Source organism: Adhaeribacter terreus, from assembly GCF_042657365.1.
Lineage (GTDB): Bacteria > Bacteroidota > Bacteroidia > Cytophagales > Hymenobacteraceae > Adhaeribacter_A > Adhaeribacter_A terreus.
Map to the genome: position 1 here is coordinate 505,949 of NZ_JBHSKT010000001.1, position 25,151 is coordinate 531,099.

General features: G+C 45.3%; 24 protein-coding genes. 15 read left to right on the forward strand and 9 right to left on the reverse strand.

Features of this window, described 5'->3' with window-relative positions; genetic code table 11:
* Positions 1 to 146: 146 nt before the first annotated feature.
* The 9 genes from ACFPIB_RS02100 to ACFPIB_RS02140 all read left to right on the forward strand — a co-directional run bounded on the left by ACFPIB_RS02100 (position 147) and on the right by ACFPIB_RS02140 (position 8,359).
* Positions 147 to 1,823: an OstA-like protein gene (locus ACFPIB_RS02100; RefSeq protein WP_378015763.1), complete on the forward strand. Its 1,677-nt coding sequence runs from the start codon at positions 147 to 149 to the stop codon at positions 1,821 to 1,823.
* 66 nt (positions 1,824 to 1,889) lie between these two features.
* On the forward strand, positions 1,890 to 2,711 hold the full coding sequence (locus ACFPIB_RS02105) for an outer membrane protein assembly factor BamD (RefSeq protein ID WP_378015764.1): 822 nt from the start codon (positions 1,890 to 1,892) through the stop codon (positions 2,709 to 2,711).
* Between the two features lie 60 nt (positions 2,712 to 2,771).
* Positions 2,772 to 3,098, forward strand: coding sequence for a DNA-directed RNA polymerase subunit omega (locus ACFPIB_RS02110; protein ID WP_200504377.1), 327 nt, complete (start codon positions 2,772 to 2,774; stop codon positions 3,096 to 3,098).
* Positions 3,099 to 3,104: 6 nt separating this feature from the next.
* Positions 3,105 to 3,662 carry a flavoprotein gene (locus ACFPIB_RS02115; protein WP_378015765.1) on the forward strand — a complete coding sequence of 186 codons (558 nt, stop codon included), beginning with the start codon at positions 3,105 to 3,107 and terminating at the stop codon, positions 3,660 to 3,662.
* Entirely contained in the window at positions 3,655 to 4,305 is a 651-nt protein-coding gene (gene coaBC, locus ACFPIB_RS02120) for a bifunctional phosphopantothenoylcysteine decarboxylase/phosphopantothenate--cysteine ligase CoaBC (RefSeq protein ID WP_378015766.1), read from the forward strand. The genes ACFPIB_RS02115 and coaBC overlap by 8 nt, the downstream gene beginning before the upstream one ends.
* Positions 4,298 to 5,203 carry a type IX secretion system protein PorD gene (gene porD / locus ACFPIB_RS02125; RefSeq protein ID WP_378015767.1) on the forward strand — a complete coding sequence of 302 codons (906 nt, stop codon included), beginning with the start codon at positions 4,298 to 4,300 and terminating at the stop codon, positions 5,201 to 5,203. The genes coaBC and porD overlap by 8 nt, the downstream gene beginning before the upstream one ends.
* Before the next feature lie 209 nt (positions 5,204 to 5,412).
* Complete coding sequence (locus ACFPIB_RS02130) at positions 5,413 to 5,640, forward strand: hypothetical protein (RefSeq protein ID WP_378015768.1); 228 nt, start codon at positions 5,413 to 5,415, stop codon at positions 5,638 to 5,640.
* A gap of 6 nt (positions 5,641 to 5,646) precedes the next feature.
* Positions 5,647 to 7,299, forward strand: coding sequence for a DNA repair protein RecN (gene recN / locus ACFPIB_RS02135; RefSeq protein ID WP_378015769.1), 1,653 nt, complete (start codon positions 5,647 to 5,649; stop codon positions 7,297 to 7,299).
* A 241-nt stretch (positions 7,300 to 7,540) separates the two neighbouring features.
* Positions 7,541 to 8,359, forward strand: coding sequence for an enoyl-ACP reductase FabI (locus ACFPIB_RS02140; protein ID WP_378015770.1), 819 nt, complete (start codon positions 7,541 to 7,543; stop codon positions 8,357 to 8,359).
* Positions 8,360 to 8,854: 495 nt separating this feature from the next.
* On the opposite strand, the gene ACFPIB_RS02145 is transcribed toward ACFPIB_RS02140, so the two are convergent.
* The gene (locus tag ACFPIB_RS02145) at positions 8,855 to 9,226 is read right to left on the reverse strand and encodes a cupin domain-containing protein (protein WP_378015771.1); all 372 of its coding nucleotides are present in this window, start codon (positions 9,224 to 9,226) and stop codon (positions 8,855 to 8,857) included.
* Between the two features lie 30 nt (positions 9,227 to 9,256).
* Positions 9,257 to 9,484 carry a Kazal-type serine protease inhibitor family protein gene (locus tag ACFPIB_RS02150; protein WP_378015772.1) on the reverse strand — a complete coding sequence of 76 codons (228 nt, stop codon included), beginning with the start codon at positions 9,482 to 9,484 and terminating at the stop codon, positions 9,257 to 9,259.
* A gap of 217 nt (positions 9,485 to 9,701) precedes the next feature.
* Here ACFPIB_RS02150 and ACFPIB_RS02155 point away from each other — a divergent pair, with 217 nt between their 5' ends.
* Together ACFPIB_RS02155 and ACFPIB_RS02160 are read left to right on the forward strand one after the other, a co-directional pair.
* Positions 9,702 to 10,229 (forward strand): CsbD family protein, encoded by a 528-nt coding sequence (locus ACFPIB_RS02155; RefSeq protein WP_378015773.1) that lies wholly within the window; start codon positions 9,702 to 9,704, stop codon positions 10,227 to 10,229.
* 245 nt (positions 10,230 to 10,474) lie between these two features.
* Complete coding sequence (locus tag ACFPIB_RS02160) at positions 10,475 to 10,834, forward strand: YtxH domain-containing protein (protein ID WP_378015774.1); 360 nt, start codon at positions 10,475 to 10,477, stop codon at positions 10,832 to 10,834.
* 260 nt (positions 10,835 to 11,094) lie between these two features.
* On the opposite strand, the gene lysS is transcribed toward ACFPIB_RS02160, so the two are convergent.
* Positions 11,095 to 12,633 (reverse strand): lysine--tRNA ligase, encoded by a 1,539-nt coding sequence (gene lysS, locus ACFPIB_RS02165; protein WP_378015775.1) that lies wholly within the window; start codon positions 12,631 to 12,633, stop codon positions 11,095 to 11,097.
* A 210-nt stretch (positions 12,634 to 12,843) separates the two neighbouring features.
* Here lysS and ACFPIB_RS02170 point away from each other — a divergent pair, with 210 nt between their 5' ends.
* On the forward strand, positions 12,844 to 13,311 hold the full coding sequence (locus ACFPIB_RS02170; RefSeq protein ID WP_378015776.1) for a hypothetical protein: 468 nt from the start codon (positions 12,844 to 12,846) through the stop codon (positions 13,309 to 13,311).
* 187 nt (positions 13,312 to 13,498) lie between these two features.
* On the opposite strand, the gene ACFPIB_RS02175 is transcribed toward ACFPIB_RS02170, so the two are convergent.
* Entirely contained in the window at positions 13,499 to 14,530 is a 1,032-nt protein-coding gene (locus ACFPIB_RS02175) for a hypothetical protein (protein ID WP_378015777.1), read from the reverse strand.
* A gap of 277 nt (positions 14,531 to 14,807) precedes the next feature.
* Between ACFPIB_RS02175 and ACFPIB_RS02180 the strand changes: the two genes are divergently transcribed.
* Positions 14,808 to 15,965, forward strand: coding sequence for a trans-sulfuration enzyme family protein (locus ACFPIB_RS02180; protein WP_378015778.1), 1,158 nt, complete (start codon positions 14,808 to 14,810; stop codon positions 15,963 to 15,965).
* Positions 15,966 to 16,056: 91 nt separating this feature from the next.
* Here ACFPIB_RS02180 and ACFPIB_RS02185 read toward each other — a convergent pair whose 3' ends face one another.
* Together ACFPIB_RS02185 and ACFPIB_RS02190 are read right to left on the reverse strand one after the other, a co-directional pair.
* Complete coding sequence (locus ACFPIB_RS02185) at positions 16,057 to 18,153, reverse strand: carboxy terminal-processing peptidase (RefSeq protein ID WP_378015779.1); 2,097 nt, start codon at positions 18,151 to 18,153, stop codon at positions 16,057 to 16,059.
* A 365-nt stretch (positions 18,154 to 18,518) separates the two neighbouring features.
* Complete coding sequence (locus tag ACFPIB_RS02190; protein ID WP_378015780.1) at positions 18,519 to 19,049, reverse strand: hypothetical protein; 531 nt, start codon at positions 19,047 to 19,049, stop codon at positions 18,519 to 18,521.
* Positions 19,050 to 19,074: 25 nt separating this feature from the next.
* Here ACFPIB_RS02190 and ACFPIB_RS02195 point away from each other — a divergent pair, with 25 nt between their 5' ends.
* The gene (locus ACFPIB_RS02195; RefSeq protein WP_378015781.1) at positions 19,075 to 19,245 is read left to right on the forward strand and encodes a hypothetical protein; all 171 of its coding nucleotides are present in this window, start codon (positions 19,075 to 19,077) and stop codon (positions 19,243 to 19,245) included.
* Between the two features lie 2 nt (positions 19,246 to 19,247).
* On the opposite strand, the gene ACFPIB_RS02200 is transcribed toward ACFPIB_RS02195, so the two are convergent.
* Entirely contained in the window at positions 19,248 to 20,435 is a 1,188-nt protein-coding gene (locus ACFPIB_RS02200; protein WP_378015782.1) for a proline dehydrogenase family protein, read from the reverse strand.
* Between the two features lie 206 nt (positions 20,436 to 20,641).
* On the opposite strand from ACFPIB_RS02200, the gene ACFPIB_RS02205 reads away from it, so the two are divergent.
* Positions 20,642 to 21,724 (forward strand): chorismate mutase, encoded by a 1,083-nt coding sequence (locus tag ACFPIB_RS02205; protein WP_378015928.1) that lies wholly within the window; start codon positions 20,642 to 20,644, stop codon positions 21,722 to 21,724.
* Between the two features lie 56 nt (positions 21,725 to 21,780).
* On the opposite strand, the gene ACFPIB_RS02210 is transcribed toward ACFPIB_RS02205, so the two are convergent.
* Both ACFPIB_RS02210 and ACFPIB_RS02215 read right to left on the reverse strand, forming a co-directional pair.
* Positions 21,781 to 21,993, reverse strand: a complete 213-nt coding sequence (locus tag ACFPIB_RS02210; protein ID WP_378015783.1) for a hypothetical protein — start codon at positions 21,991 to 21,993, stop codon at positions 21,781 to 21,783.
* 309 nt (positions 21,994 to 22,302) lie between these two features.
* Positions 22,303 to 24,969 carry a cation-translocating P-type ATPase gene (locus tag ACFPIB_RS02215; protein WP_378015784.1) on the reverse strand — a complete coding sequence of 889 codons (2,667 nt, stop codon included), beginning with the start codon at positions 24,967 to 24,969 and terminating at the stop codon, positions 22,303 to 22,305.
* Positions 24,970 to 25,151: the final 182 nt, after the last annotated feature.

The following is a 25,151-nucleotide window of genomic DNA, read 5'->3' on the forward strand; positions in this document are numbered from 1 at the left end:
TTAAAAACAGGCCGGACTTTTTTCGGTTAAAAGCATAGCGTTTTTCGGATTTTGCTATTAAAAAACGCTATGGTTTCTGGCTGGAAAAGTCGCATTTAGGCGGTGCCGGCTTTTTTGCTAATTTTGCCCGCTTTACTAAGGTTTAAATGAAGATCACGAAAGTACTGCTTTTTCTGTTTTTTCTGGCCATTCCGGTTTTTCGGGTTTGGGCGCAACAAGGTCAGCCAAAGCCCAAAGGTGAGAAAGTGGAACTGGTGCGCGCCGATGCCCTGGAAGGTGGCGTTTTTAACGGCCGTGAGATCCGTAAACTGCTCGGTAACGTGGTTTTCAAGCAGCAGGACACCTATATGTATTGCGATTCGGCTTACCAATATGCCGATCAAAATGCCATGGAGGCCTTCAGCAATGTGCGCATTACGCAGGGAGATTCGGTAACGGCTACTTCCAATACGGCTTATTACGATGGCGATGCCCGGCGTGCGAAACTGCGCGGCAATGTAGTTTTGCAGGATTCGCGCATGACCTTAACCACCCCGAATCTGGATTATGACCTGGATCGGAAAACGGCTTTTTATAACGAAGGCGGTACTATTATAGACGGCACCAATAATTTAACGAGCCAGACGGGTGATTATAATACCCAAACCAAAATGTTCCACTTCACGCAGAACGTGGTACTTACTTCGCCGGATTATTTAATTACCACTAACGACCTGCTTTATCACACCGTTACTAAAATTGCTTATTTTAACGGGCCTACCAATATTAATGGCAAAGACGGAAAAATTTACGCCGAAAAAGGGAATTACAATACCATAACCAAGGTTTCGAACTTTGAACGGAATGCCAAAATTGAAACGGAAAAGTACCTGTTAGGCGGCGATGTTTTGTATTACAACCAGAATACCAAATACGGGCAGGCCGACGGTAACGTGAGCATGACCTCGAAAACCGATAACGTGATAATTAAAGGCCAACGCGCCAAATACTGGCAGAATACGGGCCGCGCCGAAATTACGGGAAGCCCGGTGCTGGAGAATATCATGGAAAATGATACGCTTTATATGTCGGCAGATATTCTGATTTCGGAAGAATCGAAAGATACGGCCAAAGCGAGCATGATCTATGCCTACCACGAAGTGCGGATCTTTAAAACCGACTTACAGGGGAAATGCGATTCGCTGACCTACAACCAGAAAGATTCGGTGATTTATATGTTTACGCGGCCTATTTTGTGGTCAGACAAAAACCAGCTTACGGCCAAACACATGCAGCTTTTTATCCGGAACAAAAAGCTGCACACCATGAAAATGTACACCGATGCTTTTTCGGTTTCGGAAGATACGCTTAAGAATTACAACCAGGTGAAAGGCCGCGACATGACCGCTTTCTTTAAGAACGATGCAATAAGAAGGGTAAACGTGAACGGCAATTCCGAAAGCATTTATTATGCGCTGGAAGGTGATACGGCTGTAACCGGCATGAACCGCGCCATTTGCTCCGACATGATGATTCAGTTCATGGAAAATAAATTGCAGAGCATTTCTTTCCTGGATAAGCCCGTGGCCCGCTTTATTCCGCCGCACGAACTCAGCCCGGAAGAAACCCGGCTGGATGGTTATCAGTGGCTGATCGCCGAAAAACCTACCCGCGAAATGGTGTTGGGGCCAAGGCTTCCGAAAAAAGTGGTGGTGAAACAACCTGCTGCTCCGGCCAAAACTACTCCTGCAAAAAACGCCGCCAAACCTACCCGCAAGGAGCAACGCCAGGCAAAGCGCGCCGCTAAAAATGCCTCAAAAGCGGCGAATGGCAAGAAACCTTAACAATACTGAACGGCTAATAGCGTTATCTTGGGAATTCTAAAAGATTATCGCTATTTTTGCGCCCTCATGAACAAACGAATTTTTCATATACTTCTTTTCTGGTCGGTAGCGGTGTTTTTTACTGCCTGTTCCGATTTTCAGAAGATACTGAAGAGCGACAGCGTAGATAAAAAGTACGAAGCCGCCCTGAAATACTACGAGAAGAAAGATTATTATAAAGCCGGACTTTTACTCGAAGAACTGATACCACTTTTAAGAGGTCGCCCGGAATCGGAGAAAGCGCAGTTCCTGTATGCCAATACCCAGTATTTTCAGCGCGATTACGTGCTAAGTGCGTATTATTTCCGTAATTTCTACGACACGTACCCGCGCAGCGAATTTGCCGAAGATGCAATGTTCCTGCACACCAAATCGCTTTATAAAGATTCGCCTTCCTTCGATCTGGACCAGACCAATACTTATACCGCGCTGGAAGCTATTCAGGAATACCTGAACCGTTACCCGCAGAGCAAGAATAAGGAAGAAGCGAACGAGATGTACGACGACCTGAACGAAAAACTGGAAGTTAAAGCATTTGAAAGCGCTAAATTATATCACCAGTTACGCCGTTACCAGTCGGCAATAGTTGCGCTGGGGAATTTTCAGACCAACTACCCTTCTTCGGAATTTAACGAAGAAGCGGCTTTTTATCAGATCGAATCGCAGTATAACTTGGCCAGAGAAAGCGTAGCCGAAAAGCAGCGCGACCGTTATTACGACGTTGTGGGCTTGTACCAGGGTTTTATTGATAAGTATCCGAAGAGTAAATATTTGCGTACAGCCGAAGGTTTTTATACGGCCGCACAAAGCCAGCTGGAAAAACTTCGGGTTTCGGCGGCAAAAGAATAGTGAGTTTTAAGGCTCAAAAGCCTACCATTTTTTTAACTTAGCATTTAAATATACACATATATGGCAAACGTACCTGCTTCAATTATTACCCGCAACATGGCCGAATTCGCAAAAGAAACCGGCAACGTGTATGAGTCTGTGGCAATTATCTCGAAGAGAGCAAACCAGATCTCGGTAAAACTGAAAGAAGAGCTGAACTCGAAACTGGCCGAATTTGCAACTACCGTAGATAACCTGGAAGAAGTTTTTGAGAACCGCGAGCAGATCGAAATTTCAAAATACTACGAGCGCCTGCCAAAGCCTACTATTCTGGCTATTGAAGAGTTCATGGAAGGCAAAGTGATGTTCCGCATGCCGGAAGAAGAGGAAGAAACGCCTTCATTGTAAATTGCTATGCTTCGGCATAAAAAGATCTTATTGGGCGTAACTGGCAGCATTGCGGCGTATAAAGCGGCGCATCTGGTGCGGTTACTCGTTAAAGCAGAAGCAGAAGTGCAGGTGATCCTGACCACTTCTGCTTCTGGCTTTATTACCCCGCTCACGTTGGCTACGCTTTCCAAACGGCCGGTTTTAACTGAATTTGTGAAGAACGAAAGCGGCGAATGGAACAACCACGTAGAACTTGGTCTGTGGGCCGATGCCATGGTTATTGCACCGGCAAGCGCCAATACGGTAGCAAAAATGGCCAATGGTTTCTGCGATAATTTGCTTACGGCCTGTTATTTATCGGCGCGCTGCCCGGTTTTTGTGGCTCCGGCCATGGACCTGGATATGTACCGTCATCCGGCAGTATCTGCTAATTTCGACAAACTGAAAAACTACGGTAACTATATCATCGAAGCGGGTTTTGGCGAACTGGCTAGTGGTCTGGTAGGGCAGGGCCGGTTAGCGGAACCGGAAGAGATTGTAGAAATGCTTTACCAACATTTTACGGACCTGCACATTGCTTAAGGGAAAAAAAGTACTGCTTACGGCCGGGCCAACGTATGAACCGATCGATCCGGTGCGTTTTATCGGCAACCACTCTACCGGCAAAATGGGTTTTGCGCTGGCAGAAGAATTTGCTGAAAAAGGCGCGGAAGTTATCTTAGTTTCCGGGCCGGTTAATCTCAAGACATTTCATCCGCAAATCCATACCGTTTCGGTAATGACGGCTGATGAAATGTTTGCCGAAGTGCAGAAATATGCAGCTGAAGCGGATATCTGGGTTTTTGCCGCCGCCGTGGCCGATTATAAACCAAAACAAGCCGCCGGAACCAAAATAAAAAAGGATTCTGATTCGTTTAGTATTGAGCTGGTGAAGAACGTAGATATTGCTGCTACGCTCGGGAAACAGAAAAAGCCGAATCAGTTTTCGGTGGGCTTTGCGCTGGAAACCAACAACGAACTGGTGCACGCGCAGCAGAAACTGCAAAAGAAAAATCTGGATATGGTTATTCTGAATTCGCTTCAGGATGCCGGCGCCGGTTTTAAACACGATACCAACAAGATCAGTATTGTGGAGCGCGATAAAATAACGAACTTTGAACTGAAGGCAAAAACGGCGGTAGCGCAGGATATTGTCCGGACGATAATGGAAAGAATGTATGCGTAAAGTTTTAGCAGCGGTTTTCTTTTTGATGGTATTGGGTTTGCAAACGCAGGCGCAGGAACTGAATTGCGAAATTACGGTTAATACCGAGCAGTTGCAGCAAGTGCCAAACAAGCGGATCTTCACCGAAATGCGTAACCAGATCTTCAATTATATGAATAATACGCGCTGGACCAACGACGTGTATAAGATGGAAGAACGCATAAACTGCAAGCTTTTCATTACCATTACTTCCATGCCCGAGATCGGGAACTACAAAGCCACAGTGCAGGCACTTTCGAGCCGGCCGGTTTACGGCACCGCTTACGAAACGGTGGTTTTTTCGCACATCGATAAAGACTGGAGCTTTGAGTTTAACGATGCGCAGCCGCTGCAATTCTCCGAAAACACTTTTACCTCTAATTTAGCGTCGCTGCTTTCTTTTTATGCCTATACTTTTATTGGTATGGACATGGACACTTACGCGCAGAAAGGTGGTTCGAAAATGTATGACAAAGCCGTGAATGTGATGAATAATGTGGTGGCGCAAGGTCAGAATAACCCCGGCTGGAAAGCTTTTGAAGGCACCCGCAACCGCTATTGGGTAATAAATGGCCTGCAGGATCCGCAAATGGAATCGGTGAGAAATGCGCTTTACAGCTACCATCTGCAAGGCATGGATATTTACATGACCAAACCGGAGGAAGCGCGCACCAATATTTTAACTGCTTTGCGAGGCATTCAACAGTCGGCCCGTTTAAAACCAGGCGCTGCCCTGATCCGCGATTTCTTCGAAGCTAAAACCGACGAGATCGTGAACGTAATGAAAGGTGCTTCGCCAGCCGATAAGCAAGCCGCGATTACATTGCTTTCCGAAATAGACCCAACCAATACGGCGCGCTACCAGACGATCATGCGTTAAATTTTTAATGATTGGAGGAGAGAATGCGTGAATAAGTCAATACTTGAATTTTTTCACAAAAATTTCACTTCAGCACTTTTTTGCTCAGAAACCATACCGTTTTCCGGAGTTTTTATAGTGAAAAAGCTACCGTTTTTTGCTGTTCGCATTTTCTAATTCTTTCATTCAATCATTCTCTGATTCACCAATTCACGCATTCAAAATTAAAAATGGGCAAGCGGCAGGTTCGTATTTTTCAGAAAAATCTGGTTGATAAGAAGGCCGAAATTGGGAAACGCGAGGTGCAGCTTATTTTAACCGATAACCGCGTATTTCACGGCACGGTAAACGAATTTTCTGATGTATCTTTGTGTATTAGAGATTACCGGCAACGTTTGCACACGTTCGAGCTGGGAGAGATACAGGAATTGGTTTACGACCTCGAAACGCTTTGCTGAAAATTCATGCTTGTTGATTTAAAAATACAGAATTACGCTTTAATTGAGAATCTGCAACTGCAGCCGTCGCCGTTGCTAAACGTGATTACCGGCGAAACCGGCGCGGGTAAATCTATCATGCTCGGCGCCATTGGTTTGCTTTTGGGTAACCGCGCCGATTCCAAACTGCTTTTCAATACCGAACAGAAATGCGTGATCGAAGGCGTTTTTAACGTAGCCGATTATGAGCTCCAACCGCTTTTTACGGCCGAAGATATTGATTACGATGCTACGTGTATTTTGCGCCGCGAAATTACGCCTACCGGAAAATCGCGCGCTTTTATAAATGATACACCGGTAACGCTGGAAAGCTTGCGCAAGGTTGGTACGTTCCTGATGGATATTCACTCGCAGCACGATACGCTGCAGCTCGGCGATTCGGCTTATCAATTGAATATTCTGGATCTTTACGCCGGCAATCAGAGAGAGCTGGAGCGTTACCAAACGGTATATAAAAACTTCAAAAAACTCGAAGCAGCTTATAAAAAACTGGAAGCTGAATTGGCGCAAAGCAACAAAGAGCTGGATTATCATACGTTTTTACTAAACGAACTTTCGGAAGCTGGTTTAAAAGATGGCGAGCAGGAAGAACTGGAAAGTGAATTGAAGCAACTGGAACACGCCGAAGAAATAAAGCTGAAGCTGAGCCAGGCTTTGCAATATTTAAGCGAAGGCGAAATGAACGTGGTGCTAGCCATGAAAGATGCTTCGCATTTACTGGGGCAGGTTGCCGCTTATTCCGATAGTTTTCAGGCTTTGAAAGAACGTTTGGACAGCAGCTTAATTGAACTGAACGATATTGCCGCTGAAGTGGAAACTGCCGAACGCAAAACCGAAGCCGATCCGCAACGTCTGGAAGTAATTCAGGACCGTTTGAATTTGCTCTACACGCTGCAGCGCAAACATTCCGTAAGAACTGTGGCTGAACTGTTGCTGATAGAGCAGGATCTGGAAGGCAAAGTTTCCAGTGTACATAATCTGGACGCGGCCATTGAGAAAACCAAAAAGGAAATGACCGCTGCTGCTGCGGAAGTAGAACAAACCGGAAAAACGCTATCGGAAAGTCGTAAAAAAGTGTTTCCAAAATTTGAAAGTGAGTTGCATGATCTGCTTTCTGAACTCGGAATGCCGAACGCCAGAATTGTGATCGAGCATCAAACAGTAGCGCCAAATCCAACTGGTTTAGACCTCGTTTCGATCTTGTTCAGTGCAAACAAAGGCGCGCAACCGCAAACCTTGAGTAAAGCTGCTTCTGGTGGTGAATTCTCGCGTTTAATGCTTTGCGTGAAATATTTATTAGCCGATAAAACTGCCTTACCAACCATCGTTTTCGATGAAATTGACACAGGCATTTCTGGCGAGATTGCGGTGAAAGTAGGCAAGATGATGCAGCAAATGGCCAAGAAACACCAGCTCATTGCTATTTCGCACTTACCGCAAATGGCTGCGCAGGGCAACGAACATTATTTTGTTTACAAACAAGACCGCGCCGACCGCACCGTTTCCAACATCCGGAAATTAAGCGAAGACGAACGCGTAAAAGAAATTGCCCAGATGATTGCCGGTGCCAACCCAAGCACCAATGCTTACCAAAGCGCGAAGGAGTTGCTGGCACTTTAGTCGTTGTTCGTTAATCGTTGCTCGTTATTCGAGTTTTTGATTTTAAACCTCACAGGTCTTAAGACTCGTGAGGTTTTTTGTTGCCTGACTTTTTTACCTAAAAACCATAGCTTTTTTTCTTGCAGCAAATCAAATTTCTATATTCAGATTTTCAGCTTTCAGCATAATTAGCAATATTGCAGGATTAATTTCGGCGTAGCTGTACGCGGATAACGAACAACGAATAACGACAAACGAAACTATGGCTTATAACCTGCTTAAAGGAAAAAGAGGAATTATATCCGGGGCTCTTAACGAGGAATCTATTGCCTGGAAAGTGGCGCTTAAGGCTCACGAAGAAGGAGCAGAGATCGTGCTGACAAATGCACCATTAGCCATGCGGATGGGCGAAATAAACAAGCTGGCCGAAACCTGCAACGCGCAAATTATTCCCGCCGATGCAACTTCGGTAGAAGATCTGGAAAACCTGTTCTCGAAATCTACCGAGATCCTGGGCGGTAAAATTGACTTTGTGCTGCACTCCATTGGTATGAGTCCGAACATTCGCAAAGGCAAAAACTACGGCGACCTGAACTACGACTGGTTCCAGAAAACGCTCGATATTTCGGCGCTTTCCTTCCATAAAATGATGGCGGTGGCTGAAAAGCAGGATGCGATGAACGAATGGGGCTCGATCGTAGCACTTTCTTACATTGCCGCGCAGCGCGTATTCCCTGATTATACGGATATGAGCCAAGCGAAAGCGGTTTTGGAAAGTATTGCCCGCAATTATGGTTACCGTTTTGCCAAACTTAAAAACGTACGTGTGAACACCATTTCTCAAAGCCCAACCATGACTACGGCTGGTTCCGGTGTAGGCGGTTTCGATGCTTTCTTTGAATATGCGAACAAAATGAGTCCGCTGGGTAATGCTTCTGCTGAAGATTGCGCCAACTACTGCATCATGATGTTCTCTGACCTGACGAGAAAAGTAACCATGCAAAACTTAATGCACGACGGCGGTTTCTCTTCTACTGGTATTACCGAAGATATCGTAGAAATGATCAGCCCGAAACAATAATATGCTAATTTTTTAATGGGCTGGTTTGCTAATTGGCACTAATAAAAAAAAGCCTCTGAAGAAATTCAGAGGCTTTTTTTTATTCATTAAATACTGTCATCCTGAGCGCGAGCGTAGGACCTTATTGGCGGTTTGGTAGAAAGTTAATCTTTGTGACTTTTTCATTAGAAAACCATAGCGTTTTGCAAGGCTTTTATAGTCTACTGAAGCGCTATAAGCAAACAAGGTCCTTCGCTCACGCTCAGGATGGCATAGTATGGTGCATTGTCTGGTGCAAGTGTTAAACGATAGCGTCACTTGTTTCTGGTTATGTCTGTAAGTCTTCAGACTTGCGTAAATACATTCTTTATAAACACGAGAGTCTGAAGACTTTCTAAAATATGTAGGCACAAGTGAGGCTATCGCTTAACACTTGCACCAGATAGTTTTCACTTACTAATTCACTCATTCTTTCATTCAAAGATAAGCACATTAGCACATTAAGCCATTAGAACATTACTCATCTTCCCGGTTCACGGTAGCAATATTGAATGCTGGAACGCAGAAAGAAACGTACTCGCAAGGTTCATCGAAAGGATTGGAATAGCGTACACGGGTTCCGGCCTTAATTAAAATAGATTGGCGTTCGCCGAGGTCTATTGTTTCATCATCCATTTCGATGCGTTTTTTACCGCGCAAAACCAAGGTTACTTCATCAAATTCCGGTTTCTGAAAAGGTTCGCTCCAGTTTGGCGGCGCCAGCATGTGCGCTACACTGTAAGCCGATGTGTGGGTAGTAGCCAGCCCGAAATGTTCTTCAATGCGCTTGCCGTCGGTGGTTGGAACCAGAAAAGGATTTGTTTGCAGAATGTATTTTTTATCGGACATAAAACGGTAGCTTTTTCACATTTAAACTCATTATTTACACGCGCCTTTGGTATAAGACGTAACGCCGGCATTGTCGGCCACGCAGGAATTTCCGTAGGTTTTGCCGTCGCAGCCGCACACGGGATCATAAATTTCGATGCAGATACCATCCGGGTTTACTTTAGCCGAATCGATGCAGGCGGTTTTTTCGGTGGTTTTGCAGGAGAAAAAAAGCAGGGCTGGAAACGCTATAGCCAAAGGCTTTAAAAGTGATTTCATAGATTCAGGTTGTTTTTTCAAATATACATCTTAAACTATCTTTTCGCTGAAACGTTTGCTTTAAGAGCCATAAATATGGGCTGGGGTGAAGTTGGCTGAAAAAAATTAACCAAAATCAACCCTTCCCGTATAGTCAATCTACGTTAAAAAAAAGCCGTTTCAGGCAGCGTATTTACTACCTCGAATCATCATTCTTCACCAATATAAAAATCTAATTATGAACAGCGGACATTTTAATAAAGGCGGTAAAAAAGTGAGATACGAAAATGCAGCCAACGCCAATTCTGGTCGCGGACAATATTCTACCGGAGTACTCGGAGCTTCTAAAAAGAAGAAGAAAAAATATACTTCCGATAATGGTAGCAGCAATAAAATCTGGATGGCTGCTTTGGCAGGTGCCAGCGCGGGCGTTATTGCCGGTTTGCTGATGGCTCCGGAAAGCGGTAAAAGCACCATCGACAGTTTAAAAAGAAGCGCCATGCGTTTAGGCGACCAGATGGACGAAACATTCCGAGTGGCGATGAACAAAATGGAAAATATGGGCCTTACCCGCGCCGGCGATAGCCTGCAGATCCAGGGAAACTGGGACCAGGTGAAAGGTAAAATGAAAAGCCAATACGGCGATCTGACCGATCAGGACTTGGCTTACCTGGAAGGGCAGGAAGATAAATTTCTGGGTAACCTCGAAACCAAGTTAGGGAAATCGAAGCGTGAACTGATCCGCTGGATCAACAGCCTGGCTTAATTTTAAAACATTTTTTCCGAAAGAAAAATACCAGAAAAAATGTTTGCTTAAATATATAATAAACTATATGTTTGAGCGTTCATCAGGTAAATAAAAACGGTAGGTTTCCGGACCTAAAAAGTCAGAAATTTACATATTGATAAAACCAAATATATCAATAAACGTTAAGCTAAATTATTGGAGCGGTTTGTAATACAGGCCGTGCCAATGTGAAATAAAAATCAACTCTATAAATTTATAATACTATGAAAGACAATAGCGGAAAAATTATTTTAGCGCTTTTAGCCGGTGCAAGTGCCGGAGTTATTGCCGGTTTATTAATGGCTCCGGACAGCGGTACCGCTACCCGCGACAGCCTGAAGAAATCTGCTTCTAAACTGGGCAAAGATCTTGAGAAAAAACTGCAGGAAGGTATGTCTAAAATGGAAAGCATGAATGCAGGCGGTCTGATCGATCAGGCTACTTCTATGCTGGGCATGAACAAAGGCGGTGATTCCAAAGCTGGTTCATCTGCTGGTTCATCTTCTACTTCCGGTGCCGGTTCTACTGGCTCAACGGGTTCTACTTCTGGTAGCAATGCCGGCGGTACTGGCAGCATGAGCTAATTTTTTCGATTTAGCAACCTTAAGCAGGTTATGCCCGTATAATAATGTATAGTCGGTTAACTAGTTTAAGAAGATTAATTGATAAGTGAGTTTTAGATTGAAAAACGAACGGGAATACGAGTTTGAAAGAATAAGTAAAAATGAAGTGAGTTATTTAAAATTCAGTCTTCAGTTTATCTAAGAAGAGTTAGTTAAGCGATTAAAAAAAAGTCCCGTTTGAAAAGACGGGACTTTTTTGTGTTCAAACCATACGGTTTTTATTATTCTTCTACGGTTTGCACCTGCTTTTCCGGTTTCATTTGCGGGAAGAACAGCACATCCTGAATAGAGTGGTTGTTGGTCATGATCATGCAGAGACGGTCTATACCAATACCCATACCAGCCGCAGGCGGCATACCATATTCCAAAGCCCGCAAGAAATCCTGATCGATGAACATCGCTTCGTTGTCGCCTTTGGCGGCCAGGTGCATTTGTTCCTCAAAACGGGCGCGCTGGTCTACCGGGTCGTTCAGTTCTGAATAAGCGTTGGCCAGTTCTTTACCGTTCACCATTAACTCGAAACGCTCAACCAAACCTTCTTTGCTGCGGTGTTTTTTACAAAGCGGGCTCATTTCCACCGGATAATCGGTAATGAAAGTTGGCTGAATGTAGTGGCCTTCGCATTTTTCACCGAAGATCTCATCGATCAGTTTGCCTTTACCCATAGAAGGTTCGGTAGGAATATTGAGTTGCTTGCAAACGTCGCGGAGCTGGTCTTCGTCCATACCGGTAATATCTATGCCGGTGTGCGTTTTAATGGCATCGAACATGGAAATGCGCTGGAACGGACGTTTGAAATCGATCTCGTTTTTGCCAACCTGAACTTTGGTTTTTCCGTGCAGGTCTAAAGCTACTTTCTCGATCATGGCTTCGGTCATATCCATCATCCAGTTGTAGTCTTTGTAGGTTACATACACTTCCATAACCGTAAATTCCGGGTTGTGCGTGCGGTCCATGCCTTCGTTCCGGAAATCTTTGGCAAATTCATAAACCCCATCGAAACCACCCACCAGCAATCTTTTCAGGTAAAGTTCGTTCGCGATCCGCAGATACATTGGGATATCCAAAGAATTGTGGTGCGTAATGAACGGACGGGCAGCTGCGCCACCTGGAATTGGCTGCAGAATCGGCGTTTCTACTTCCAGGTAACCTTGTTCGTTCAGGAAATTTCGCATCGAATTCATCAGCTTGGTACGCTTAATGAACGTATCTTTTACCTGCGGATTTACTACCAGATCTACATAACGCTGACGGTAACGCAGTTCCGGATCGGAGAAAGCATCGTAGGTTACTTTATTGCCTTCTTCATCTACCGCTTCTTTTACAATTGGCAGCGGTTTTAAGCTTTTAGCCAGCAGTTTAAGCTCGGTAACGTGCACCGAAATTTCGCCAACCTGGGTAACAAAAACGTAGCCTTTAATACCGATGAAATCACCAATGTCCAGCATTTTTTTGAACACGGTGTTGTACAGATCCTTGTTTTCGCCGGGCGCAATATCATCGCGGGAAACGTAGATCTGAATGCGGCCGCTGCTGTCCATAAGTTCGGCAAAAGAAGCTTTGCCCATAATACGGCGGCTCATTAAACGACCGGCCAGGCTTACTTCCTGGTAGTTGTTCAGTTCCGGTTTATAGTTTTCTTTTATTTCTGTGGCCAGAGCCGTAACGTCAAATAATTCGGAAGGGTAAGGGTTAATGCCCATTTCCATGAGGGCTTCCCGTTCGTGGCGGCGGCGTAATTCCTGTTCGCTTAGCTGCATTTTATTTTATAATTTTCTGATTTGTAAATTAATCTGCAAAAATGCGAATTTATTTGCGGATTCCGGCTGTTTCGGGCAATCTTTTCCATTTATAACCATTCGCGCTTAAATTCAGTATATGAGAAAAACGCTATGTTTTTAGAAGAAAAAACCGGGAAACAAATCTAAAACGGCTTATTCTCGTTTATAGCCTTAAACCAAAAATGAACTATGAAAAGCGAAGTAACTTTAATTTTCGAAGAGAACGACGGCACGCTGAACTGGCTATTTAATATAATTTCGTACGCCCATCATATTTCCGATGCTAAAGTAAAGGGGATGCTGGAACCGATGATGAAGGAATTTCTGCACCCGGAAAGCTACAATAAATTACTCGAACTTTCCGGCCAGAATATTCCGGAGGAAGAACTGATTTCCGAGCACCTGAATAAAGGCGTTATCAAATTCAGTTCGCCGAAAGTTACCGTGCGCGGCCCGAAAATTAAAGCCATGTGCTACATGATCGAACAGGCCGGCGCCATGCAGGATGCCGCTGCCGGCGAAGATGTACCGGAAAATGTACTGGCTTTATTTAAAGGCCACCAGGGAATTCTAGATCGCATTAAAGTAGTAGTTACCGAAGCCCTGCAAATTGCCGGCGCGAAAGGTGTGCAGATCGAAAAATTTAGCAGCCAGTAATTTTAATTATTAATTATTAGAAATTTCTGAAGCGGAAATTCAGATAATAAAAACCTCCCAGGTTTCTGAAACCTGGGAGGTTTATTCGTTTAGACTTTTTCTGCTTCAAACCATACCGTTTTTAAACAAAAAAGCACTGCTAGTTTCTTAGCACTGCTTTTTTAATTCGAGTAACGAACAACGAAAATTACGCCGCAAGTCCGATCTGGTAATTTTGGTCGTTGCTGAATAATGGTTCGATCATTTCGCGGAACCTGGCAGCCACAAAACCATCTTTAAGGTGCGTTGGCAATTCTTCCAGAACCTGTTCATATTTTTCCAGTCCCATCGCTTTGGCCACGTAACTTTCATGAATACCGTTCAGGTAACTCACAATGTTGAGCAGCGAATGATGGAACAACGTAAAATCGATATCGGCTTCTACAAAACGCTCAATTTCGCGGTGCGACGAAGAGATCTGTAACCGGCTCAGCAGATCGAAGAATATGGTATAGCCCATGCGCCAGGTAATTTGCTGCCAATGGCCGGCATTCCAGCGGTTCAGGATCTCGTTGGTTTTCGGGTTCCTGATTGCGGTGTTCGGGTTATTTTGCAACTGCGTTCTGATGGCAACTGCTTTTTGCTTGCGCGTGGTGCGTAAAAACTGCCCGATCTGCGCCTGGGCATCGATCTCTTTTTCAGCTACCTGCAAACCGGCTTTATAAGCGGCCAGCGGCAAACGGTGCACACTAAAATCGTTATAATGGCCAGCGGCATAAAAACCAATGGCTTTGGGGTAAGCGTTTCGCACCACCAATCGGCCTACTTCCCGCTGAATAACAGAAGCATTGTTCGTCTGGATGCCGCGCGTAAATAAAAAGGCCCGTAATCCTTCAAAAACGGTATAATAAGCCTGCGGAAAAGTCCAGTGCAGGGCGTTTCGCAAATAAGCTTCATCGCCAAGTTCGGCAGTAGCCCGCAAGGCGTATTCGGTGCTCCAGCAGGTATGTAATAATTTGGTTATTGCTTGCCGGTCCTCGGATTTAAGTTCAGTCTGCTGTTCATTTAAGAAAGTAAGGTGCTGCAAACCGGCGTCGGAAGCGTTGTTTTGTATATGGTAATTTATGGCAGAAAAATAATTCAGAAACACTTGTGCCGGAATAGATTTCCGCCAGGTTTCCTCGTTTTTTTTCTCTTCCGCAAACAGCGGAATCACATTTTCATCCGTTAGCTTTTTCATACTTTTTTAACAAAAAAACATACCATTTTAGTTGCAGAAAAGGCATTTAAATGGTATAAAGTTGTAATCGCAAGTTGTTGTAAATCAGTCGCTTGTAATGTCTATTGAAAATATTTTCAGATGGATATATAAGCTTGTGATTATCAGTGTTCTGAATGCAAGAATTTATAAAAACGCTATGCTTTTGGGCGGAAAAAGTGCTGTAAAACGAAGCCGGAAAAAGTAACTGAAAACGCTGAAATGAGTTTAAAGAAAAAGCAAATCTAAACCTGAGCACATGGAGCTTTCTTATATTCTGAACGAACTTGGCGAAGACCGTGAATTATATTTTAATTCGGTGGCGCCACCCATAATCCAGACAAGTAATTTCAGTTGCAAAACCGTAGATGCGCTGCGCGAAGCTTTGTTACACGAAAGTGAAGTAGATTTTTATACCCGCGGTAACAACCCCACAACCGACCTGCTGGAAAAGAAAGTTGCTGCTTTGGAAGGGGCAGAACATGCTTTAGCTTTCGGTTCCGGAATTGCGGCTGTTTCTGCATCCATCATGAGCCAGGTAAAAGCCGGCGATCACATTGTTTCCGTTGCCAAACCCTATAGTTGGACCAATTCGCTGCTCAAAAAATACCTGCCGCGTTTCGGGGTGGAAGTTACCTTTGTAGATGGCCGCGACGCAGCTAATTTCGAAAAAGCCATAAAGCCCAACACCAAAGTTTTTTACCTCGAAAGCCCTAATTCCTTCACGTTTGAATTGCAGGATATTGCGGCTGTTACCAAAATTGCCAAAGCCCATAATATCATTACCATTATCGATAACAGCTACGCCACGCCGCTTTTTCAGCAACCCATTGCGCTGGGTGTAGATATTATAGTGCACGCCGCTACCAAATACATTTCCGGCCATTCCGATACCATGGGCGGCATTATTTGCAGCACCCGCGAACGCATTAATCGAATTTTCGAATCGGAATACATGACCTTGGGTGGTATTATTTCGCCGTTCAATTCCTGGCTTTTATTGCGCGGTTTGCGCACCCTTCCCGTACGCATGGAGCGTATAGCCGAAACAACCCGCAAGGTGGTAGATTATTTAACCAAACAGCCGAAAGTGCAGAAAATATTTTTCCCATTCCTGCCTTCCGACCCGCAATTCGAACTTGCCAAAAGACAAATGCGCAATAATTCCGGCCAGTTTACCATTCAGCTCAAAACCGAAAACCTGCCGGAAATTGACCGTTTCTGCGATAATCTGAAGCACTTTTTAATGGCTGCCAGCTGGGGCGGACACGAAAGCTTAATTTACCCAACTGCTGCATCTTACAACGCCGGAAATTACAAATCGGACCTGCCACCAAATCTGATCCGTTTTTACATAGGGCTAGAAGATGCAGATTACCTGATAAAAGATCTGGACCAGGCTTTTGCGCTTATCTGAAAACGGTAGGGTTTTGAGTGTAAAAACTCACAGAAACAAAAAAGCCCCGGCAAATATGCCGGGGCTTTTTTGTTTCTTAAAGCAGTGCAGTTTATTTTACCACAGCTTTAGCGCCAGTCCACTGGTCTTTAATAATGTTGGTTGCTTCGCTCAGGTAAATATCTTTCGAAAGGCCTTTAATAAATTTGGCGTTAATATTTTGTTTTACCGTATCTGCGCCAATTTTATCGGTGTCCACTTTCAGGGCTGCAATCGTGAGTGGTTTGTTGCCTTTTTCTACTTCTTCGTAACGTTTGGCATCCTCTTTCGATTTTTTATTTTCCGCCATAAACGTAGTCAGTTTCAGCGAGCGGTTCGTATTATCCGATTGCTGTTTCATGCGCTGCGCAATTTCGGTTACCATTTTGAAATTGGCATTACCTGAAACGCGGGATGCAGAATTAGCTTTCAGTTTGGCAATATTCGGCTGGTTATTCCATTGCTTGTAACCGGCTGGTTTAATCTCATCCCACGGCAGCGGATAATCCTGATCTTTTTCGCCTTGCTCCAGATACGTGTACATATCCGGCAGTAAAATGTCCGGAGCAACGCCTCGAAGCTGCGTAGCACCACCATTCACCCGGTAAAATTTCTGGGTTGTCAGTTTCAGCGAGCCCAAAGGTTTAATCGCGTTAAATTCGCTTGGAACTACGTTATCTAAGTTAAAAACCTGCTGCACCGTGCCTTTACCAAAAGTAGCAGCGCTACCTACAATTACTCCGCGTTTATAATCCTGCATGGCAGCCGCCAGAATTTCCGAAGCCGAAGCACTGAACTGGTTTACCATAATTACCAGTGGACCATCGAACTGTACCTGTGCATCGCGGTCTTCCAGAATAGTAGGAGCAGATCCACTGGTTTCTACCTGCACCACCGGGCCACGCTCAAAGAACAAACCAGCCATCGTAACGGCATCCTGCAAAGAACCACCGCCATTATTTCTTAAGTCAAGAATTAAACCCTGAATATTTTGCTTCTTCAGTTTTTCAATTTCTTTCCGCACGTCATCGGCACTGTTACGGCCGCCTTTATTATCGAAATCGGCGTAAAAGCCTGGCAGTTTAATGTAGCCAACCGGCTTATCTGCATTTATCAAAGCCGATTGCGCGTAGGTTTCTTCAATGATCACAATATCGCGGATAATGGAAATTACTTTTACCGAGGCATCGGGTTTTTTAACCGTTAAACGAACTTCCGTGCCTTTTTTACCGCGCACCAATTGCACGGCATTGTCCAGGCGCATGCCTTCTACACTTACTGGTTCTTCATTACCCTGCGCCACTTTCAGAATAACATCGCCGGCTTTCAGTTCACCTTGGCGATACGATGCGCTGCCCGGCACAATTTCGGCTACTTTAATATAACCGTCGCGTTCGCTAAGCGTGGCGCCAATACCTTCCAGGCGGCCGGTCATAGCAATGTCAAAAGAAGCTTTGTCTTTCGGCGGGAAATATTCGGTGTGCGGATCGTAGGCGTTGGCAATTGCATTTATGTAAGCCGAAACGCTGTCGTTGCGGTCGAACTGGCTGATGCGACGATACATGTCGTCGTACGTTTTCAGCACTTTTTTACGGGCATCGGCTTCCAGTTCGGTATTGGTTTTAGCCGGCGTTTTATTGTCTTTTTTCGCCTGGGCTTTTTCCTGCATTTCAACCAGTTCGGCCATTTGCACCAGCGTCTGGTATTTCAGGTATTTTCTCCAGGCTTCGCGCTGCTCGGTTTTATCTTTCGGGAATTTCAGTTTTTCCGGGTCTAATTCCGTGCTTTCTTCTACCTCAAAATTGAAAGGCTTGGCCAGAATTTCCTTATAAAGTTCCTGGCTTTCTTTAGAACGAACATTGAAAATGCGCGTAGCGGCATCCAGGAATTCATAGGAACCATTCTGCACGTGCTCGTCTATTTTGGTCTGGTATTTCTGCAGTTTATCGATGTCTGTCTGCAGCAGGAATTTTTTATTGAAATCGAGTCGCTTCAGGTACAGGCCATATACTTTCTTCGAAAAATTATCGTCTAATTTCTCCGGCTTAAAATGGGCCGAGTTCAAACCCTGCATAAGTACGCGCAACAGAATTTCGTTTTTACCCTGGCCTGCAAGGTCCATCTTCTTTTCGCCGGAACCGGAATGCGATGTATAGCAGGCAAATAGCATGACCACCGAAAAAAGGGATGCTATAAAAATTGATTTAGATTTTAAATAATGCATATGCGTTATTAAAGTACGTTTCAAATATACACAAAAGTAATGCCTCGTTCAGCAGTTTCGCTGCAATAAGTCTACGGAAAAAAGCGGCATTTTAACGTTTGTTTCCGGACAATTTTACCGGTCGCTTTGTTTAAATACGGGCAATTACTTCCTTAACGAAATTCCGGGAAGAAAAATGCTATGGTTTGGAATAAAAAAACTGCCTGCCTTGATTTTTAAAAACCAGAAAAAGCTCATAAACACAGAAAAGCCCCCAAAAAATTTTGGAGGCCTTTTCTGTGTAATTGATTTTTAATTATTTAAGCGCCGGCTTAGCGATAGATATGCTCGCCGTTGCTGTTTTTCCATTCAGTTTCAAAATAGCGGGCATCTTCTTCGTTGCGTGGGGTTACACCCATTACAATGCCGCCTTCTTTCACGCCAGATTCATAAACTTTAGCGCGTTCTTCCGGAATACCAGAGCCAACTAAAGCTCCCAGCAAACCGCCCGTTAAACCACCGGCACCGGCACCAGCCAGACCAGCTGCTAACGGACCTGCAATTACCAGACCTAAACCAGGTAACGCTACTGAAGTACCTAAAGCGGCTAAAGCACCTACAATAGCGCCTAAAGTACCGCCAATGGCCGAACCGGCACCAGCGCCTTCCAGCGCTTTGCTACCTAATTCAGTTTCAGTGGTTGTATCAGAAAAATGTCTTTTACGGGTATCGTCAGACATTATTACGTTTACATCGTCTTTGGTATAACCGCGGGAATATAAAGAGTTGTAAGCGCGCTCGGCACTTGCACGGTCTCTGAACATACCTGTCATCATGCGGTTTGAATTGCTTGTATTTTCCATAGTTGCGTAAAAAAATTAAGTTTAAATGAATACTTTTTTAGGAGACTGGCAAACTTATCAGGTTGCGGTTCCGAGTATCATTAAACGCCTTGTTAACTTTTTGGTTACGGAAACAGCAGAAAAACCCGGAAAAGCAAAAACCGTTGCAGGAAGTCTATTTTTCCTGCAACGGTTTTCTTGGAAATGTTTTATTTGAGTTTACTTCTTCGCAGTTTTCCGGCGCTTCATTTCCTTACTTATCAGATTAAATTCGCGGGAGCTTTGGCCGGCAATTGCTGTGTTTTCGTTGGCGCGGCGCAGCAAATAAGGCATAACTGCTTCTACCGGGCCGTAAGGCACATATTTGGCTACGTTGTAACCGGCGTGGGCCAGGTTGTAAGATAAATTATCGCTCATACCCAGTAATTGCGCAAAAAAGATCCTTTCATCATTAGGTTGAAGGCTTTTCTCCGCCATCAGATCCATGAGTAAAGCAGAACTGGCTTCGTTATGCGTACCGGCGCAGATCGCAATTCTATCTACGTGTTCAACACAGAATTTCAGGGCTTCATTGTAAAGTTGATCCGAAGCTTCTTTGGTTGGGTTTATCGGGCTGGGTTCACCTTGTTCGGCAGCCACGCGGCGTTCTTTTTCCATGTAAGCACCGCGCACCAATTTTCCGCCCAGGTAATAATTTCCTTTCAGGGCATTTTCGTAATCGCGTTTAATTACATTCAGGCGGTCGTGGCGGTAAAGCTGGTAGGTATTGTAAACAATGGCTTTTTGCTTGTTATATTTTTCCATCATTTCGTAAGTCAGCTGATCGATCGTTTCCTGGATCCAGCTTTCTTCGGCGTCTATAAAAATGCGTACGTTCTTTTCAAACGCTTTTTTGCAGATCGCATCTACACGCTGCCGGCCCCGTTCAAAAGCCGCTTTTTCTGTTTCCGAAAGCGGGTTGTTTTCCTGTACTTTTTCCAGCAAAGCGGTATCGATCACGCCGGTAATTTTGAAAACCGAAAACGGAATGGCTTTGTTGCCGGCCGCTTTTTCTACCGTAGCAATAATTTCGTGCATGGTATGGTCAAAGCTTTTTTCACTGCCTTCGCCTTCTACCGAATAATCGAGAATGGTACCGATGTGCGATTGCGCCAGTTTGTTAATGGTGCCGGTACATTCCTGAATGGTTTCGCCGCCGCAGAAATGTTCGAAAATGGTAGGCTTTACCAGGAATTTTACGGGTAAATGCCATTTAAAAGCCGTTTCCAGGATCGGACCGCCGGTTTTTACCAGGAAATTGCTGTTCATGGTAGCAAATAGCCAGTACATTTTTTTTAGTTCAAAATCAGATTTCGAAGCAAATGCAACGGCGGTATCGTCGAAAGAAACTTTTTGACTCGGTTTCATTGAATTTTCAGGTAATTTTACAGCCGCAAAGATACGCAAAAGCGGCCGGATTGAACACGGTTTATCCTTATTTCCGGAAAGGCTGAGAAAGCTTTCTGGTGAAAGAAGAAGTGAACTTCCTGAACTGAAGAATAAAATTTCCGGAGGAAAACGCTATGGTTTTGGGCCTGAAAACCCGTGGCGCCTTTGCCCAGTACACGCAGCTTATGGAACTGAACCCCGCACAGAATTATTTTTCGCAGCTTTTAAATAACCGCCGCCCGCTTCTCATTTCCGGACCTTGCAGCGCCGAATCTGAAGCCCAGGTGTTGGAAACGGCATTTTCGCTTAAAAATACCGGCATCGATCTTTTTCGCGCTGGTATCTGGAAACCGCGTTCCAAACCCGGCACCTTCGAAGGCATTGGCGAAATTGGTTTGCAATGGCTGCAGCGCGTGCAGACTGAAATTGGTTTACCAGTTTCGGTAGAAGTTGCCACGCCGCAGCACATTGAGTTGGCGCTGAAATATGGCATCGATGTGTTGTGGATCGGCGCGCGCACTACCGTGAACCCGTTTGTGGTGCAGGAACTGGCTGAAACGTTGCGCGGCGTAGATATTCCGGTTATGGTGAAAAACCCTGTAAATCCTGATCTGGCTTTGTGGGCCGGCGCGCTGGAGCGTTTCTATAATATGGGAATCCGGAGTTTAGCCGCCATTCACCGAGGTTTTTCCGTGTTGGGTGAAAACCGCTACCGCAACGCGCCGCTCTGGCAAATACCGATAGAGCTGAAAAGCCGCTATAAAAACCTGCCATTAATTGTTGATCCGAGTCATATTGGTGGCCGGCGCGAACATATTTTGCCGTTAACGCAACAGGCATTAGATCTCGATTACGATGGTTTGATGGTGGAAGTGCATCCCAACCCGGCTGTAGCGTTAAGCGACGCAGAACAGCAACTTACGCCCGCTGCTTTTGCCGAAATGCTGAACCGTTTGCAGGTAAGAACTGCAAATTGCCCCGATCCGGAATTTCAGAATTGCGCCGAAGAACTCCGTGAAAAAATTGACGTTGCCGACCGCGATATTATTGAAATGCTGGCCCGCCGCATGGCTTTGGTTGAAAAACTGGGCGAATACAAAAAGCAGAATAACGTTACGATTTTACAAATAGAGCGCTGGAACGAAATTTTTAAAACCCGTCCGGAATGGGCTGCTAGAATGGGAATGAACCCAGGTTTTGTAGAAGAACTCTATAAACTTATTCACCTGGAGAGTATCAGGAAACAAACTGAGATAATGGAACGGTAGCTTTTTGCTTTAAAAGTATAGCGTTTTTTTCTCGTCAACTTGAGGATAGGAGAGATTTATTCGGGTTGGTAGTTTGGTTTGCTATTGAGTTTTTTTACCTGAAAGTATAGCGTTTTTTTGCTGTCATCCTGAGCACAATTGAGCGCGGGAGCGCGAAGATTGCGAGCGTAGCTCTGAAGGACCTTGTTGGCGGGCAGCAGTTTTTCAGCTAAAAAGCATACTGTTTTTGAAACGCCTTTTCTGCTAAACATCTGGCTTCTTGCTTTCATCGGCAATTTTCTCCCTCAAGCCGGGCGGCTTCGTTTCTGCGTTCGCGTCTCACCCTTTCCTAGCCGCACGCGGTATTTCTGGCGAAACCGGAAAGTGCGGAGGCCGCGCACGCAGAAACTGGTGTCATTTCCCTTCGTAGTCAGCTTCTTTTTTAGTTTAGCTTTCTTAATAACGTGATTTTCAAGCTACGCTGCGCTGGCGATATGCGTGAAATCTTGGTTAAGAATTTCCATTAGGGAGTTATGATTCAAAAAATTCTAAATTAAACAATTGTCCTGTAAATCCTTTAATTCTGTAAATCCTGTTTCTTACTTCCGCAGCATTTTCTCCAGCCGGTTTGCTACGAAAAGTACGATGCCTAATCCGAAAGAAATTCCTAATTGCTGAATGGAAAGTGGCACCAGCCCAAATATTTTTTGCAGGGGCGGGAAATAAATAGCCAGAAGTTGCAGCCCGACTGTGATAAATGTCAGGATTAGGAACAGCGGATTCGTTTTGAAAGTGAAAGGTGAACTTACGTGCGCCCGAAGGCCAAAAGCATTACCGATCTGGGTAAAACCAATGGTAGCAAAAATCATGGTTTGCCAGGTATGGTCATCGGGGTTGGCAGGGTTGTAATACCAGTAACCTGTTACCAAACTGATGATGCCGATCAGTAAACCAGACCAAAGTACATAGCGCAGGTCGGGACCGGTAAGTACAGGTTGCTCAGGATGGCGGGGCGGTTTTTCCATGGTCAGTTTTTCGGAAGGTTCGGTTCCTAAGCCTAAACCCATTAAGCCATCAGTAAGTAAATTGAGCCAGAGCAGTTGCAGTGGTTTCAGGGCGATGTGGATTCCCAACAAAGGCGCTGCCAGCATAACGAGGACTTTTCCCAAATTGCCGCCCAGCGAGAATTTTATGAAGCGGATAAGATTATCGTAAATTACCCGGCCTTCTTCAACGGCTGCTACAATGGTGGCAAAATTATCGTCCATCAAAACCATGTCGGAGGCTTCTTTGGCTACATCTGTGCCTGTAATGCCCATGGCTACGCCAATGTTGGCTTTCTTAAGCGCGGGGGCATCGTTTACGCCGTCGCCGGTCATGGCTACCACTTCGCCGTTTTGCTGCAGGGCGGCAATGATGCGCAGTTTATCTTCGGGGGAAACGCGGGCAAAAACTGAAATTTCTTTTACCGTTTCCCTTAATTCTTCATCCGTAAGCTTGAGCAGGGTTTCCCCGGTTACAGCATTCACGTTTTCAGATATTCCCAGTTCGCGGGCAATGGCGGAAGCGGTTAGCGGATGGTCGCCGGTGATCATAATGGGGCGGATCCCGGCATTCCGGCATTCTGCTATGGCTGGTTTTACCGCGGTGCGCGGCGGGTCGGTCATCCCGATCATGCCTACAAAGATCAGGTCCTGTTCCAGTTCGTCTTCGGGCTTTTCAGGCAAAGCCGATAGCGTTTTATAAGCCAGGCCCAACACGCGCACGCCTTCGCTGGCCAGGGCTTCGTTGGCTTGCTGAATTTCTTCCTGCCAGGTTTGGGTCAGTTGTTCCGGTTTTTCATTTACCCAGATATGGCTGCTGATCTGCAATAAACTATCTACGGCGCCTTTGGTAAAAGACATAAAATCTTTACCGCGCCAAAATTCAAAAAAAGTTTCGGTTGTATTATCTGGCAAACGGTGCACCGTAGACATGCGTTTCCGCTCCGAATCGAAAGGATATTCACTGACGCGGGGCAGAGTGTCCAGATGGCATTGCAAACCCGCCCGGGCAGCCGCGACCAACAAAGCTCCTTCCGTCGGGTCGCCGATGATGGTAAATTCTTCGTTTTCCGGACCAAAAGTAATGGAGGCATCGTTACACCAGGCGCCAATGCAAAGCGCCATTTTTACCGTTTCGGAATGCCCGTTTTTCTCTTTCAGTTCTTCAAGTTCTACGTGTTGGTCCGGAAGTTTAAGAGTGGTGGCGGTCATGCGGTTTTCGGTGAGGGTACCGGTTTTATCAGAACAAATTACTGTTACCGAACCCAAGGTTTCTACGGCCGGAAGTTTGCGTATCAGGGCGTTGCGTTTCAGCATACGTTTAGCACCAATGGCGAGGGTTATAGTAACTACCGCCGGTAAACCTTCCGGCACAACTGCCACCGCCAGACTAATTGCCGTCAGGAACATTTCTTCCAACGATTCGCCCAATAAAACGCCAATCCCCATCATGAGTGAGGCGGCTCCGGCTCCGATCAGGGCCAGCATTTTTCCCAGGCGATCCAGGCGTTTTTGCAAAGGTGTTTCTTGGTTTTTAACTTCCTGCAACATGGTGGCAATTTTGCCTAATTCGGTATTCATGCCGGTGCCCGTTACAATGCCGATGCCGCGTCCGTAAGTTACATTGGTGCCGAGATAAGCCATGTTTTTACGGTCGCCGAGCGGTAAGTCAGGAATATTCAGGGCTTCGGTAATTTTTTCTACGGCTTCGGCTTCGCCGGTTAGGGCGGCTTCCTGCACCCGGAGGTTGGCGCTTTCCAGCAGCCGCAGATCAGCCGGAACAATGTTTCCGGCTTCGAGCAACAGGATATCGCCGGGAACCAATTCGGGGGCAGCAATTTCCTGTACCTGGCCGGCGCGCCGCACCCGCACCGTGGGTACCGACATCTTTTTGAGGGCAGCCATGGCTTTCTCGGCGCGGAATTCCTGCACAAAACCGAGCACGGCAAAGAGCACCACAATGGCCAGAATAGCAATGGTTTCAATCTCTTTCCCCAGAAAACCCGAAATAAGAGCCGCGGCCAGTAAAATGAGCACCATGGTTTGGGTAAATTGTTCCCACAGCATGATCAGCGGATTTTTACCGGCTTTTTCTTCCAGTTCGTTCGGTCCGTATTTTTCCCGGCGCGCCGCAATATCTTCCGCCGAAAGTCCGGAGGTAGTTGTTTGGAGTTTCTCTAAAGTTTCTTCGGGAGAAAGCGTATGCCAGGTTTGGTTTTCCATTGGGGTTTTTAGCTGCAATAAGTCAAAGCAGGTTCATTAAAACGCTACGTTTTTTAACCGGAAAAGTCGGGTTTAGTTTTAAAAAGCTGTGGCAGGAACGTTTGGAAAAACATTGGTTAATTTTTGAGTTTTTTGCGTAAATTGTATAGCATTTTGAAGTATAAAGGAAAGGTATAACCAAG

Excerpts from the sequence above, each read along its gene's own strand:
- ACFPIB_RS02100 (WP_378015763.1), top strand. The coding sequence starts at position 147 with ATGAAGATCACGAAAGTACTGCTTTTTCTGTTTTTTCTGGCCATTCCG.
- ACFPIB_RS02105 (WP_378015764.1), top strand. The coding sequence starts at position 1,890 with ATGAACAAACGAATTTTTCATATACTTCTTTTCTGGTCGGTAGCGGTG.
- ACFPIB_RS02110 (WP_200504377.1), top strand. The coding sequence starts at position 2,772 with ATGGCAAACGTACCTGCTTCAATTATTACCCGCAACATGGCCGAATTC.
- ACFPIB_RS02115 (WP_378015765.1), top strand. The coding sequence starts at position 3,105 with ATGCTTCGGCATAAAAAGATCTTATTGGGCGTAACTGGCAGCATTGCG.
- porD (WP_378015767.1), top strand. The coding sequence starts at position 4,298 with ATGCGTAAAGTTTTAGCAGCGGTTTTCTTTTTGATGGTATTGGGTTTG.
- ACFPIB_RS02130 (WP_378015768.1), top strand. The coding sequence starts at position 5,413 with ATGGGCAAGCGGCAGGTTCGTATTTTTCAGAAAAATCTGGTTGATAAG.
- recN (WP_378015769.1), top strand. The coding sequence starts at position 5,647 with ATGCTTGTTGATTTAAAAATACAGAATTACGCTTTAATTGAGAATCTG.
- ACFPIB_RS02140 (WP_378015770.1), top strand. The coding sequence starts at position 7,541 with ATGGCTTATAACCTGCTTAAAGGAAAAAGAGGAATTATATCCGGGGCT.
- ACFPIB_RS02145 (WP_378015771.1), bottom strand. The coding sequence starts at position 9,226 with ATGTCCGATAAAAAATACATTCTGCAAACAAATCCTTTTCTGGTTCCA.
- ACFPIB_RS02150 (WP_378015772.1), bottom strand. The coding sequence starts at position 9,484 with ATGAAATCACTTTTAAAGCCTTTGGCTATAGCGTTTCCAGCCCTGCTT.
- ACFPIB_RS02155 (WP_378015773.1), top strand. The coding sequence starts at position 9,702 with ATGAACAGCGGACATTTTAATAAAGGCGGTAAAAAAGTGAGATACGAA.
- ACFPIB_RS02160 (WP_378015774.1), top strand. The coding sequence starts at position 10,475 with ATGAAAGACAATAGCGGAAAAATTATTTTAGCGCTTTTAGCCGGTGCA.
- lysS (WP_378015775.1), bottom strand. The coding sequence starts at position 12,633 with ATGCAGCTAAGCGAACAGGAATTACGCCGCCGCCACGAACGGGAAGCC.
- ACFPIB_RS02170 (WP_378015776.1), top strand. The coding sequence starts at position 12,844 with ATGAAAAGCGAAGTAACTTTAATTTTCGAAGAGAACGACGGCACGCTG.
- ACFPIB_RS02175 (WP_378015777.1), bottom strand. The coding sequence starts at position 14,530 with ATGAAAAAGCTAACGGATGAAAATGTGATTCCGCTGTTTGCGGAAGAG.
- ACFPIB_RS02180 (WP_378015778.1), top strand. The coding sequence starts at position 14,808 with ATGGAGCTTTCTTATATTCTGAACGAACTTGGCGAAGACCGTGAATTA.
- ACFPIB_RS02185 (WP_378015779.1), bottom strand. The coding sequence starts at position 18,153 with ATGCTATTTGCCTGCTATACATCGCATTCCGGTTCCGGCGAAAAGAAG.
- ACFPIB_RS02190 (WP_378015780.1), bottom strand. The coding sequence starts at position 19,049 with ATGGAAAATACAAGCAATTCAAACCGCATGATGACAGGTATGTTCAGA.
- ACFPIB_RS02195 (WP_378015781.1), top strand. The coding sequence starts at position 19,075 with ATGAATACTTTTTTAGGAGACTGGCAAACTTATCAGGTTGCGGTTCCG.
- ACFPIB_RS02200 (WP_378015782.1), bottom strand. The coding sequence starts at position 20,435 with ATGAAACCGAGTCAAAAAGTTTCTTTCGACGATACCGCCGTTGCATTT.
- ACFPIB_RS02205 (WP_378015928.1), top strand. The coding sequence starts at position 20,642 with ATGGAACTGAACCCCGCACAGAATTATTTTTCGCAGCTTTTAAATAAC.
- ACFPIB_RS02210 (WP_378015783.1), bottom strand. The coding sequence starts at position 21,993 with ATGAAAGCAAGAAGCCAGATGTTTAGCAGAAAAGGCGTTTCAAAAACA.
- ACFPIB_RS02215 (WP_378015784.1), bottom strand. The coding sequence starts at position 24,969 with ATGGAAAACCAAACCTGGCATACGCTTTCTCCCGAAGAAACTTTAGAG.